Origin of the sequence: Pseudomonas sp. SMN5 (assembly GCF_052041925.1) — a bacterium.
Taxonomy (GTDB): Bacteria; Pseudomonadota; Gammaproteobacteria; order Pseudomonadales; family Pseudomonadaceae; genus Aquipseudomonas.
Window position 1 is genome coordinate 154,925 of record NZ_JBKGGX010000004.1, and the last position, 12,499, is coordinate 167,423.

At 62.4% G+C, this 12,499-nt stretch carries 12 protein-coding genes; 6 read left to right on the top strand and 6 right to left on the bottom strand.

Annotation, left to right across the window (positions count from 1 at the left end; all coding sequences use genetic code 11):
• The first annotated feature begins 42 nt into the window (after positions 1 to 42).
• The 3 genes from ACLEJR_RS05655 (at position 43) to gcvH (ending at position 3,277) form a co-directional block, all read left to right on the top strand.
• On the top strand, positions 43 to 1,659 hold the full coding sequence (locus ACLEJR_RS05655; RefSeq protein WP_440812652.1) for an ABC transporter permease: 1,617 nt from the start codon (positions 43 to 45) through the stop codon (positions 1,657 to 1,659).
• A 96-nt stretch (positions 1,660 to 1,755) separates the two neighbouring features.
• On the top strand, positions 1,756 to 2,838 hold the full coding sequence (gcvT, locus tag ACLEJR_RS05660; RefSeq protein WP_440812655.1) for a glycine cleavage system aminomethyltransferase GcvT: 1,083 nt from the start codon (positions 1,756 to 1,758) through the stop codon (positions 2,836 to 2,838).
• Between the two features lie 52 nt (positions 2,839 to 2,890).
• Entirely contained in the window at positions 2,891 to 3,277 is a 387-nt protein-coding gene (gcvH, locus tag ACLEJR_RS05665; protein WP_440795982.1) for a glycine cleavage system protein GcvH, read from the top strand.
• A gap of 195 nt (positions 3,278 to 3,472) precedes the next feature.
• Here gcvH and ACLEJR_RS05670 read toward each other — a convergent pair whose 3' ends face one another.
• The 5 genes from ACLEJR_RS05670 to ACLEJR_RS05690 all read right to left on the bottom strand — a co-directional run bounded on the left by ACLEJR_RS05670 (position 3,473) and on the right by ACLEJR_RS05690 (position 7,632).
• A complete protein-coding gene (locus tag ACLEJR_RS05670; RefSeq protein ID WP_170846005.1) occupies positions 3,473 to 3,793 on the bottom strand; it encodes a DUF2388 domain-containing protein in 321 nt (106 codons plus the stop codon).
• 65 nt (positions 3,794 to 3,858) lie between these two features.
• Positions 3,859 to 4,308 (bottom strand): NfeD family protein, encoded by a 450-nt coding sequence (locus ACLEJR_RS05675; RefSeq protein WP_440795980.1) that lies wholly within the window; start codon positions 4,306 to 4,308, stop codon positions 3,859 to 3,861.
• A 9-nt stretch (positions 4,309 to 4,317) separates the two neighbouring features.
• Positions 4,318 to 5,238, bottom strand: a complete 921-nt coding sequence (locus ACLEJR_RS05680; RefSeq protein ID WP_440795978.1) for an SPFH domain-containing protein — start codon at positions 5,236 to 5,238, stop codon at positions 4,318 to 4,320.
• 126 nt (positions 5,239 to 5,364) lie between these two features.
• On the bottom strand, positions 5,365 to 7,149 hold the full coding sequence (locus tag ACLEJR_RS05685; protein WP_440812657.1) for a GspE/PulE family protein: 1,785 nt from the start codon (positions 7,147 to 7,149) through the stop codon (positions 5,365 to 5,367).
• 144 nt (positions 7,150 to 7,293) lie between these two features.
• Positions 7,294 to 7,632 carry a hypothetical protein gene (locus ACLEJR_RS05690; protein ID WP_440795974.1) on the bottom strand — a complete coding sequence of 113 codons (339 nt, stop codon included), beginning with the start codon at positions 7,630 to 7,632 and terminating at the stop codon, positions 7,294 to 7,296.
• Positions 7,633 to 7,758: 126 nt separating this feature from the next.
• Here ACLEJR_RS05690 and ACLEJR_RS05695 point away from each other — a divergent pair, with 126 nt between their 5' ends.
• Positions 7,759 to 8,229 carry an Lrp/AsnC family transcriptional regulator gene (locus ACLEJR_RS05695; protein WP_440812659.1) on the top strand — a complete coding sequence of 157 codons (471 nt, stop codon included), beginning with the start codon at positions 7,759 to 7,761 and terminating at the stop codon, positions 8,227 to 8,229.
• A gap of 124 nt (positions 8,230 to 8,353) precedes the next feature.
• Here the strand turns inward: ACLEJR_RS05695 and ACLEJR_RS05700 are convergent, their stop codons facing one another.
• Positions 8,354 to 9,721, bottom strand: coding sequence for a CYTH domain-containing protein (locus tag ACLEJR_RS05700; protein ID WP_440812661.1), 1,368 nt, complete (start codon positions 9,719 to 9,721; stop codon positions 8,354 to 8,356).
• Between the two features lie 158 nt (positions 9,722 to 9,879).
• Between ACLEJR_RS05700 and argE the strand changes: the two genes are divergently transcribed.
• Positions 9,880 to 11,037 (top strand): acetylornithine deacetylase, encoded by a 1,158-nt coding sequence (argE, locus tag ACLEJR_RS05705; protein WP_440812664.1) that lies wholly within the window; start codon positions 9,880 to 9,882, stop codon positions 11,035 to 11,037.
• 132 nt (positions 11,038 to 11,169) lie between these two features.
• On the top strand, positions 11,170 to 12,468 hold the full coding sequence (gene argA / locus ACLEJR_RS05710) for an amino-acid N-acetyltransferase (protein WP_440795966.1): 1,299 nt from the start codon (positions 11,170 to 11,172) through the stop codon (positions 12,466 to 12,468).
• Positions 12,469 to 12,499: the final 31 nt, after the last annotated feature.

The window sequence follows — 12,499 nt, forward strand, 5'->3', positions numbered from 1 at the left end:
CTGCGCCAAGCGCGGGCACATTCATTTGAACGAGCATTCCCCTTGAGCCACACCGTTCAACGCCGCTGGTACCCGCTGGTATTCACCATCGCCGCATTGGTCCTGTTGCCCCTGAGCGTCCTGTTGCTGTCCTGGCAAAGCGTCGATCAACAGATCTGGTCCCACCTTTGGGATACGCAGATGCCCAGGCTGCTGGGCAATACCCTCACGCTGATCCTCGGCGTGGGGGTTGGCGTGACGTTGCTGGGGGTCAGCCTTGCCTGGCTCACCAGCCTGTGTGAATTCCCGGGTCGGCGTTGGCTCGACTGGGCGTTGATGCTGCCGTTTGCGATCCCGGCCTACGTGTTGGCGTTTGTCTTCGTCGGCCTGCTGGATTTCGCCGGTCCCGTACAGACTCTGCTGCGTGAATGGTTCGGCAGCGGCCTGCGCCTGCCCAGGGTCCGGTCCACGGGTGGGGTGATCCTGGTGCTGGTCCTGGTCTTTTATCCTTACGTCTACCTGTTGGCGCGCACGGCGTTCCTGGCCCAGGGCAAGGGGTTGATGGAGGCGGCCCGTGTGCTCGGGCAATCGCCGTGGCAGGCGTTCTGGCGCGTGGCCCTGCCGATGGCCCGGCCTGCGATTGGCGCCGGCGTGGCGTTGGCGTTGATGGAAACCCTGGCGGATTTCGGCGCGGTATCGGTATTCAACTTCGACACCTTTACCACCGCCATCTACAAGACCTGGTACGGCTTCTTCAGCCTTTCCAGCGCTGCGCAACTGGCCAGCCTGCTGTTGCTGGCGGTGATGCTGGTGCTCTATGGCGAGCGTCGAGCCCGTGGTGCCCAGCGCGCCAGCAACGAACGTCCCCGGGCCAAGGCGCTGTATCCGCTACGCGGCCTCAAGGCGTTGGCGGCCAGCGGTTGGTGCTTGCTGGTGTTCGCCTGTGCGTTTGTCATTCCCCTGCTGCAACTGATGGTGTGGTTCTGGCAGCGCGGTCGCTTCGATCTGGATGAACGTTATGCCGGGCTCATCGTCCACACCCTGTACCTGGGAGGGCTGGCGGCGCTGATCACGGTTTGTGTCGCCCTGCTGCTGGCGTTTGCCCGGCGTCTGGCGCCGACCCGTCCGATCCGCGCCGCGGTGGGCCTGGCGAACCTGGGGTATGCCTTGCCCGGTTCGGTACTGGCGGTGTCGATCATGCTTGCGTTCAGCTACCTGGACCGCGAGCTGGTGATCCCGCTGTCGACCCTGTTCGGCGGTGCGGGCAAGCCGTTGTTGCTGGGCAGCCTGTCGGCATTGCTGCTGACCTATCTGGTGCGCTTTATGGCCGTGGCCTACGGTCCGTTGGAAAGCAGCCTGGCGCGCATCCGCCCGTCGCTGCCCGAGGCTGCACGGAGCCTCGGGGTCAGTGGGCCGCGATTGTTTTTCAAAGTGTATTTACCGTTGCTGTTGCCCGGCACGTTGAGCGCGGCGTTGCTGGTGTTTGTCGATGTGCTCAAGGAAATGCCCGCCACTTTGCTGATGCGTCCATTCGGCTGGGACACGCTGGCGGTGAGAATCTTCGAAATGACCAGCGAAGGGGAGTGGGCCCGGGCCGCGCTACCGGCGTTGACGCTGGTCCTGGTGGGATTGCTGCCGGTCATCGGATTGATCAGACGTTCTGCGCACCCAAACACTTAGGTGCCAGTCCTACATCGTGCGGCTACAATGCGCGGCATTCGGTGCGGTCCGTCTGTCGGACGGCCCCGCCTTCGCCAAGCCCGGAAGGAGAAACCCATGGGACTGCGTACGCCTCTGTATGACCTTCATCTCGCACTCGGCGCGAAGATGGTCGATTTTGGCGGTTGGGATATGCCTCTGCATTATGGCTCGCAGGTCGAGGAACACCATCAGGTGCGACGCGACTGTGGTGTGTTCGATGTATCCCACATGACCGTGATCGACGTCACCGGTGTCCAGGCCAAGGCCTGGCTGCAGCGCCTGCTGGCCAACGATGTCGACCGCTTGCAAGACACTGGACGTGCCTTGTACAGCGCCATGCTCAATGAACGCGGCGGCATCGTCGATGACATGATCATCTACCGGGTCGACGACGGCTATCGGCTGGTCTTCAATGCCTCGACCCGCGATCAGGACCTGGCCTGGATGCAGGCGCAGATCGGCGAGTACGCCGTGCAGTTGCACGAGCGCCCCGAGCTGGCGATGCTGGCGATCCAGGGCCCTCAGGCTCGGCAGAAGATCGCCGAACTGGTCAGCCAGTCCCGCGGCCAGTTGATCCAGCAGCTCAAGCCTTTCGAGGGGCGTGCCGATGGCGATTGGTTCATCGCCCGTACCGGCTATACCGGCGAAGATGGCCTGGAGATCGTCCTGCCCGCCCACGAAGCCCCGAGTTTCTTCAACGACCTGGTGGGAGCCGGCATTTCTCCCATCGGCCTCGGCGCCCGCGACACGTTGCGCCTGGAGGCGGGCATGAATCTCTACGGCCAGGACATCCACCAGGACGTTTCGCCGCTGGCTTCGAACATGGCCTGGAGCATCGCCTGGGAACCGGCCAGCCGGCAGTTCATCGGGCGCAGTGCGCTGGAGGCTGAACTGGCCGGCGGTGTGCAGCACAAACTGGTCGGCCTGGTGCTGGAGGAGCGCGGCGTCCTGCGCGCCCATCAGGTAGTCCGTATCGCCAATGTTGGCGAAGGAGAGATCACCAGTGGTAGTTTTTCTCCTACGCTTAGCAAGTCGATTGCCCTGGCACGCGTTCCGATGGCGACCGCTGACCGTGCCGAGGTGGAAATTCGTGGCAAGTGGTACCCGGTGCGAGTGGTCAGACCGACCTTCGTGCGCCATGGCAAAACCCTGATCTAACTTTTTTGCGGCAGGTGGCTTGCCGCTGACATTTCTCTTGAGGACACAGAATATGAGCGATATCCCTGCCGAACTGCGTTTCGCCGAAAGCCACGAGTGGGCAAAAGTGGAGGCTGACGGTACCGTCACCGTAGGCATCAGCGACCACGCGCAGGAAGCCTTGGGTGATGTGGTATTCGTCGAGCTGACCGAAGTGGGCAATGTGTTTGAAGCGGGCGCTCAAGCGGGTGTGGTTGAGTCGGTCAAGGCGGCTTCCGATATCTATTCGCCTATTGCTGGCGAAGTGATTGCGGTCAACGAAGAGCTGGGCGGTTCGCCCGAGCTGTTGAATTCCGATCCGTATGGCGCCTGGATCTTCAAGCTCAAGCCTTCCAACGCCCAGGCCGACCTGGCCAAGCTGCTGGATGCCGCGGGCTACAAGGCTGCCATCGGCGAATAAGCCCTTGCACTTGTGGGAGCGAGCCTGCTCGCGATTGCGGTGTGTCAGTCAACCCTAATGTGACTGATCCGGCGCTATCGTCGGATCGCCGCCCGGAGCAAGCTCGCTCCCACAAGGGGCTGGGTACAGGCTTGTGGGAGTTGCAGGCAAAAAAATGCCGCTCAATCGAGCGGCATTTTTTCCATCGACTGGAAATCAGTCCTGAGCGACGGCGTTTTTCGCCAGGATCGCGTTGGCCAGTTCCATGTCGGTGGCTTGCAGGCCTGGGTTGTCGGCGCGGACTTTCTGCATCGCGGCTTCCAGGTAAGGGCCACGGATGCCGCCGTCACTGGCGACGAAGCTGCCGGCGTCGTCCTGGGCGGCGACGATCAGCTTGTGATCCTTGAAGGTCAGGTAGGTCGAACCGGTGGTCGCACCGGACGAAATGACGTTACGCCAAAACGTGTCGGCCATTGCCGAGCCAACGGGAAGCGACAGCAAGGCCAGGGTGGCGACAGCAAGTTTGAGACGCATGATAGGTGACTCCACTGGGTTAACTACTCATTTTGAGCGTCGGCTACCCGGTTCAGTTCCATGACCCATCAGTCATGGCGTTCCACCCGCAATACCGCGCCTTCCTGTGCAACCACCCTGACCCGTGTGCCCACGGGCGCTTCAGGGCCCTTTACCAACCACACTCCGTCGGCGACCTTGATCTTGCCCCGTCCATCGACGATGGCTTCGTGTACCTGGAATGTCTTGCCGATCAGCTCCTGCCCGCGCAGGTTCAGGAGCGGCTGGTCGCTTTCACGTACAGCGCTGTGCTGGCGGCGCCACCAGTACAGCGCCGTCGCCATGGCGAACAGGCCGAACAACAGGAACTGAAGCTCCCATGACAGTTGCGGGACAAGGAAGGTCAGCACGCCGACGGCTGCAGCGGCCATGCCAATCCACAGCAGGTATCCACCGGCACCGAATACTTCCAGGATCAGCAAAATGACGCCCAGCGCCAGCCAGTCCCAATACGACAGGTGTTGCAGGAAAGACCACATGGGCGGGCCTCAGGCTTTCTTGCTGTCGAAGGTGGCCTTGACGATCTCGCCGATGCCACCGACCGCACCGATCACCTGGCTGGCTTCCAGCGGCATCAGGATCACCTTGCTGTTGTTGGCCGAGGCCAGGCGGCCCAAGGCGTCGACGTATTTCTGCGCGACGAAGTAGTTCACCGCCTGGACGTTACCCTGGGCAATCGCCTCGGACACCACTTTGGTAGCGAGCGCTTCGGCCGCGGCCTGGCGCTCACGGGCCTCGGACTCCAGGAATGCGGCCTGGCGGCTGCCTTCGGCTTCGAGAATCTGCGCCTGCTTCTTGCCTTCGGCGGTGAGGATCGCCGAGGCGCGCAGCCCCTCGGCCTCCAGGATCTGGGCGCGCTTGATCCGTTCGGCTTTCATCTGCCCCGACATCGCGGCCATCAGGTCAGCCGGTGGGCTGATGTCCTTGATCTCGATCCGAGTGATTTTGATGCCCCACGGTGCGGTGGCTTCGTCGATGGTCCGCAACAGTTTTTCGTTGATGGCATCGCGCTGGCTCAACATCGCATCCAGTTCCATCGAACCGAGCACGGTCCGGATATTGGTCTGCAGCAGGTTGCGGATGGCATGTTCGAGGTTGTTGACCTCATAGGCAGCCTGGGCCGTGTTGACCACCTGGAAAAAGCACACGGCATCGATTTGCACCGTGGCGTTGTCGGAGGTGATGACTTCTTGCGGCGGGATGTCCAGCACGCTTTCCATCACGTTCATCTTGCGACCAATGCGGTCCATCACCGGGATGATGATGTTCAGGCCGGGCTTGAGCGTGTTGGTGTAGCGCCCGAAGCGTTCGACGGTCCATTGATAGCCCTGGGGTACGACCTTGAAGCCCATGAGCAGGATGGCGACCACCAGGGCGACGAATAATAAAAGTACGCTGCCGATTTGCATGACTGTTCCTTGTTCGGTTGATGACTCGTGATCCTGAGTGTAGGGCAATCGGCCATTATCTTCGCTTGGGTTCTCTCCGGTTTGTTTACAAGGACCTTTCCATCCGTTGTCGGGTGGGAGCAATTTTTACCTCTGCTCGCTCTGGGGCGTTACCCGTAGCACCTCTTCAACCGTCGTGAGCCCGGCGGCGACTTTCTGCGCGCCGGACAGCCGCAGGCTGCGCATGCCTTCCTTGAACGCCTGGCGCCGCACTGCCAGCAGGTCGGTATCCGGATGGATCAGCGCCTTGACGCTGTCGGTCAGTTGCAGGATTTCATAGACCCCGGCACGGCCACGGTAACCGGTGTCGCGACATTCCAGGCAACCGACCGCCTGTTGGGCATTGCTCGGCAAAGGCGCCTGCCACGGGCGGGTCAGGGTCTGCCAGTCGTCTTCCTCCAGTGTCAGCGGGCTCTTGCAGTGGGGACACAGCGTGCGCACCAGGCGCTGAGCCATGATGCCCAGTACCGTGGCCTTGATCAGGTAATGGGGCACGCCAAGCTCCAGCAGGCGGCTGATGGCGCTCGGTGCATCGTTGGTGTGCAGCGTGGAGAGCACCAGGTGCCCGGTCAGTGCTGCCTGGATCGCCATTTCAGCGGTCTCCAGGTCACGGATCTCGCCGATCATGATGATGTCCGGGTCTTGCCGCATCAGTGCCCGCACGCCAGCGGCGAAGTTCAGGTCGATGTTGTGCTGGACCTGCATCTGGTTGAAGGACGCCTCGACCATTTCAATCGGGTCCTCGATGGTGCAGAGGTTGACCTCCGGCGTCGCCAGTTTCTTCAGGGTGGTGTAGAGGGTGGTGGTCTTGCCCGAACCGGTGGGCCCGGTCACCAGCACGATGCCGTTGGGCTGGCGCGTCATGTCCTGCCAGCGGCGCAGGTCGTCGGCGGAGAAGCCGAGCTGGTCGAAATCCTTGAGCAGGACTTCAGGGTCGAAGATCCGCATGACCATTTTCTCGCCGAACGCCGTGGGCAATGTCGACAGGCGCAATTCCACTTCACCGCCCTCCGGGGTCTTGGTCTTGACCCGGCCATCCTGGGGCTTGCGCTTCTCCGCGACGTTCATCCGTCCGAGGTTTTTCAGGCGACTGATGATCGCCATCGTGACTTGCGGCGGGAACTGGTAGACCGTGTGCAGCACGCCGTCGATGCGAAACCGCACGGTGCCCTGCTCGCGGCGCGGCTCGATGTGGATATCGCTGGCCCGTTGCTGGAAAGCGTACTGGAACAGCCAGTCGACGATATTGACGATGTGCGCATCGTTGGCGTCGGGTTCCTGGTCGCTGGCCCCGAGGTTGAGCAACTGTTCGAAATTACTCAGGTTGCTCGGCTGCTGGTCGACCGTGGTGGCACCGCTGACCGATTTGGCCAGGCGGTAGAACTCGACGCTCAGGCGCTGGATGTCCACCGGGTTGGCGACCACCCGGTTGACCGGCAGCTTGAGCACGTGGGTCAGGTCGGCTTCCCAGCTGCTGACATAGGGCTGGGCACTGGCAACGGTGACCGAATCACGATCGACCGCTACCGCGAGGATTTTGTGGCGTTGGGCAAAGGCGTAGGACATCAGCGGGGTCACGGCCGCGACGTTGATCTTCAGCGGGTCGATGCGCATGTAGGGCTGGCCGGCCTGCTGGGACAGCCACAACGTCAGGCTTTCCAGGTCCAGGCGTTTGCCGGGTCGGCTGAGATCGTCCAGATGCTGGTTGGCGATGAATTCCAGTGGATGCAACTGGCTGTTGGTGCTATGGCGCCGGCGGGCGTTCAGCGCGGTTTCAGCCGCATCCTGGTCGATGATGCCTTGGGCGACCAGTTGGCGGAGCAGATCGTTGAGGTCCAGCCAGCGGTCCTGAGTGGCGTGTTTGGTGGACATTTGGGTTCCTATTGGACAGTTGCAGCAAAGCCGCGATTCAGACGCCTCGGCGTCATCGCTCGGTCTGCAAAAGCATAGTCCCGACACCGTAGACCGTTGGGCCACTACCCGACCAATGCGTTACGAATTCTTGCCTGCGACCGCTCAACCCACCGCCAGGACCGGCGCTGCCCGCGCGATATCAGCCTCTTGCAGCTCCACCGAAAACACGCTGATCAGGTTACGTAATTTTTCAGCGAGCACTTGGGCACGGTGCCAGCTCAGTCCGCCCACCACGATATCCATGGACAGCAAATCGTCCTGGCGCTCGACGTGAAGCCGCTGTGGGATCAGGCCCTGTAGGGCAAACAGGTTCAACGCCCGACACAACAGGTCCGGTTCGGTTTCCGCCAGCAGGCGGTACTGCACGTGGCAGTGGGGGTGGCTGGGGTGCCAGGCATCGGCACGGGCCGGGGCCGCCGTGACAGCTTCGAATGAAGGCATGGATTTTCTCCTGGGTTTCGGGAGAAATATTTACATGGGTGAAGCGGTTTTTTCTGTCTAATATTCCCGCTGTTAGGAATTATACGAATGGAATAATTCGACAATATCTTGATTGCGGATTTTTTTATGCAGAGCGAGCTGGACAGTTATGACCGTAGGATACTGACGCTGCTTCAAGAGGACGCCTCGCTGTCCAGTGCCCAGATCGCCGAGCGGGTGGGCTTGTCCCAGTCGCCGTGCTGGCGCCGGATCCAGCGGATGAAGGAAGAGGGGATTATCCGCAGCCAGGTGACGTTGCTGGATCGCAAGAAGATCGGCCTTGACACGCAGATCTTCGCCGAAATCAAACTCAACGCCCACGGTCGTTCGAATTTCACCGAGTTCACCGAGGCGATCCGCGGCTTTCCCGAAGTGCTGGAGTGCTACGTGTTGATGGGAGCGGTGGACTTCCTGCTGCGCATCGTCACAGCGGACATCGAGGCGTATGAGCGTTTCTTTTTCGAAAAGCTGTCGATGGTGCCGGGAATCCAGGAAGTGAATTCCATCGTGGCGCTTTCGGAGATCAAGTCCACGACGAGTCTGCCGGTAATGCGCTGATTTCGGTGGAGGGTCTGTGGGCCTCATCGCGAGCAGGCGCTCCCACAGGTTGTTCCGGGTGAGTCGCAGTAGTCGCGACACCGTCCAAACCCTGTGGGAGCGAGCCCTGCTCGCGATGGCGGTATTACAGGCGCAACAAAGTCTTCCAAGCCCGATTCTGATACACCGCAATCGCCTGGTGTTTGCGCGCGTCCAGGGCTTCGTCGGTAATCGGTGCGTTGGCCAGTTGCGCCAGTTTGTTCAGCTCGCCATAGAGACGGTCCATTTCCGGGACGTCCAGCACCTGGCGGGCGTGGTGCAGCCAGACCTGGATGCGTTCGATACGCGGCAATTGCTCGGCGAGGTCTTCCGGCTGCTGCTGGTAGCGTTGCAATTGCAGGGAGGTTGCTTCCTCGCACAGCAGGCGCGGCAGCCAACTGCCCAGTTGCGCCGCGCCCTGGCGGTTGCCACGGGTGTTGCGCTCGACGGCCCAGCTGCGGGCCAGCAGCCAGCGCGAGGTATTGAGGGAGAACAGGCCCCAGCGTGGATCCTGCAGCTCTTCGAGGAACTGCTCCGGTGCCGCCTTGCGCACGTCCTCATCGTCCAGGCCGGCCTGGACGAGCGGGCGCCAGTCTTCCAGCAATGCATCCAGGGCAATGCGCAAGTCATGGGTCGATTGGCGCGGGGCGGCCTGGCCGAGGCTGCTGAGCAGGGCGCGCAGTTCGACGAGGTTCTCCACCCAGTCCTGCAAAAGGCGCCAATGGCCGTTGAAGCGGTATTGCTCGGCCAGACGCTGGCTGCTGCCCAGCAGGTGCCAGCTCAGCGCGGCGAAGGCATCGTCCAGCGGCATTTCAGCGACCAGTTGCGGCGCCGGCAGGCTCAGGGCATAGCTGGCCGCGTCATGCAGACGATAGCCGCGCTCGGCCTTGCTGATGTCGCAAGGCATCAGGGGCAGGGTCTCGGCCAGTTCGGCGGCCAGTTCCAGCAGGGCGGCGGGATCGCCTTCGCGCAGTTCCAGTTCGAGCTCGCAGATCTCTTCCTTCTGCTTGCCGACCACCACATGGCCCAGGTCGAGTGCGGCTTCGATGACCACCTTGCTTTTGCCTCGGCCCCAGGCGATTTCCGCGCGTTCGCGAACGAAGTCAGTGGTGAAGATAGCCTTGAGGGTTTTCTTGTCCAGGTCCGCCAGGGCCTCGGGCCAGCATTCGCCGTCGAGTTTCTTCAGGTCGAGCCTGGCCTTGGGCAGGTGCCAGTCGTATTCGTTGCGCTCGGACAGGCCGGCAATGCTCTGGCCGCGGGTCTTGAGGGTCTGGATCACCTCTTCACCGTCGCGACGTAGGCGCAGGGCGACCTTGGCTCGGGCCAGGTCACGCTCCGGCGTGTCGAAGTACTGGTTCATCAATTCGTGGCGTTCCCAGCCACTTTTGTTGCGTTTTTTCAGTAGCGGGTGCTCGCGCAGGGCTGCCAGGGTCTCGCGGCTGACGCGGAGTTTGATTTCGGTTTCTTTCTGCATGGCCGGAAAATCCAGGGATCGGGGTGCGCAGCCGGGAAGGGTGTGGCTGCCAAGGTCGTGCAGTGTACAGGAGTCATTCGTCCTACGTGCCGCGACGGTTTCTTCCTTGCGCCGGATGGTTCTATGATGAACGCCAAATCGTAAGCCCGGAGTCAGCGATGCCTTTGCCGTCCATGAAAGATCAGTTCGCTGCGCTGATCGCCACGCCTTCGGTCAGTTGTACCCAGCCGGCGCTGGACCAGTCCAACCGTGCCGTGATCGAACTGCTGGCAGCCTGGCTTGGCGACCTCGGGTTCCGCTGCGATATCCAGCAGGTCAGCCCCGGCAAGTTCAACCTGCTGGCAACGTACGGCAGCGGTCCCGGAGGGCTGGTGCTGGCCGGTCACAGCGATACGGTGCCGTTCGACGGTGGGCTGTGGCAGACCGATCCGCTGAAGCTCACCGAGGTCGAGAATCGCTGGGTGGGTCTCGGCAGCTGTGACATGAAAGGCTTCTTTGCCCTGGCCATCGAAGCGCTCAAGCCTCTGCTGGAGCAACCGTTCAAGCAGCCTTTGTTGATTCTCGCCACCTGCGACGAAGAAAGCTCCATGGCCGGCGCCCGGGCGCTGGCCGACGCCGGACGGCCATTGGGGCGCGCAGCGATCATCGGTGAGCCGACCGGTCTGCGACCGATCCGCCTGCACAAGGGCGTGATGATGGAGCGCATCGACATCCTCGGGCGCAGCGGCCATTCATCCGATCCAAGCCTGGGTCACAGCGCCCTCGAAGCCATGCACGACGCCATGGGCGAACTGCGCGGCCTGCGTCTGCAATGGCAACGGGAATTCCGCAATCCCCAGTTCACGGTGCCACAGCCGACCCTGAACTTCGGCTGTATCCATGGCGGCGACAACCCCAACCGGATCTGCGGCCAGTGCTCCATGGAATTCGACCTGCGACCCTTGCCCGGCATGGACCCGCAGATGCTGCGAGCGGCCATCCAGCAGAAGCTCGACCCCATCGCCGAGCGTCATAAGGTCAGGATCGACTATGCGCCGCTGTTCCCCGAAGCGCCGCCGTTCGAGCAGCCCGAGGACTGCGAGCTGGTGCGCGTGGCCGAACGACTGACCGGCTACCGTGCCGAAGCAGTGGCGTTTGGCACCGAAGCGCCTTATCTTCAGCGCCTTGGCTGCGAAACCCTGGTGCTCGGCCCCGGTGATATCGCTTGTGCCCACCAACCGGGTGAGTACCTCGAAATGTCACGTATACAACCTACCGTGCAGTTGTTGCGGCAACTGATCGGACATTATTGCCTGACGCCGGCCACGGCTGACTAAATCGCCCCCTCGCGGGCCCGTATTCATGAGGAGAGCGCGCGTGTCGCCAAGCCTGTTCCGACGATAACCACCAGCCCGCTGTGCGTTCTGTTCCGTCTTTTTTCGGCTGTTATTTATTACAGGCTCAGGTTCATGCCCGAATACGTCAATTGGCTTCGTCACGCTTCGCCCTACATCAATGCCCACCGCGACTGCACCTTCATCGTCATGCTCCCCGGCGATGGGGTGGAGCATCCCAATTTCGGCAACATCGTCCATGACCTGGTGCTGTTGCACAGCCTCGGCGTACGGCTGGTGCTGGTCCATGGTTCACGCCCGCAGATCGAGGCCCGCCTGGCCGCGCGAGGCCTGACCCCTCATTACCATCACGGCATGCGCATCACCGATGCGGCGACGCTTGAGTGTGTGATCGACGCGGTTGGTCAACTGCGCATCGCCATCGAGGCGCGCCTGTCGATGGACATGGCGTCTTCGCCCATGCAGGGCTCGCGGTTGCGGGTAGCCAGCGGCAATCTGGTCACCGCACGGCCCATCGGCGTGCTGGAGGGCGTGGATTACCACCACACCGGAGAGGTGCGTCGGGTCGATCGCAAGGGCATCAACCGCCTGCTGGACGAGCGTTCCATCGTGCTGCTGTCGCCTCTGGGCTATTCGCCCACCGGTGAGATTTTCAATCTGGCCTGCGAAGACGTCGCCACCCGGGCGGCCATCGACCTGGCGGCCGACAAGTTGCTGCTGTTCGGCGCCGAGCAGGGGTTGATCGGCGAAGACGGCCGGCTGGTGCGTGAACTGCGTCCGCAGCAGGTACCAGCCCACATCCAGCGCCTGGGCAGCGACTATCAGGCCGAGCTGCTGGACGCCGCGGCCCAGGCTTGCCGTGGTGGTGTGGCCCGCAGTCATATCGTCAGCTATGCCGAGGACGGTGCCCTGCTGGCCGAGCTGTTCACGCGCGACGGCAGCGGCACGCTGGTAGCCCAGGAACAGTTCGAAGTCGTTCGCGAGGCGGCCATCGAAGATGTCGGTGGCTTGCTGGACCTGATCAGCCCGCTGGAGGAGCAGGGGATCCTGGTGCGTCGCTCCAGGGAAGTGCTGGAGCGTGAGATCGAACAGTTCAGCGTGGTGGAGCGCGAAGGCATGATCATCGCCTGCGCGGCGTTGTACCAGATCGCCGATTCGGATGCCGGCGAGCTGGCGTGCCTGGCGGTGAACCCGGAATACCGCCACGGTGGCCGGGGCGATGAATTGCTTGAGCGGATCGAGACCCGTGCCCGCGCCCAGGGACTCAAGACCTTGTTTGTACTCACCACCCGCACTGCCCACTGGTTCCGTGAGCGAGGCTTCGAGCCCAGCAGCGTCGACCGGCTGCCGGCGGCGCGGGCCTCGCTCTATAACTACCAGCGCAACTCGAAGATCTTCGAGAAGCCGTTGTAGCTTTCATTCCCCGTAGCCGTGCGTCTGGCTG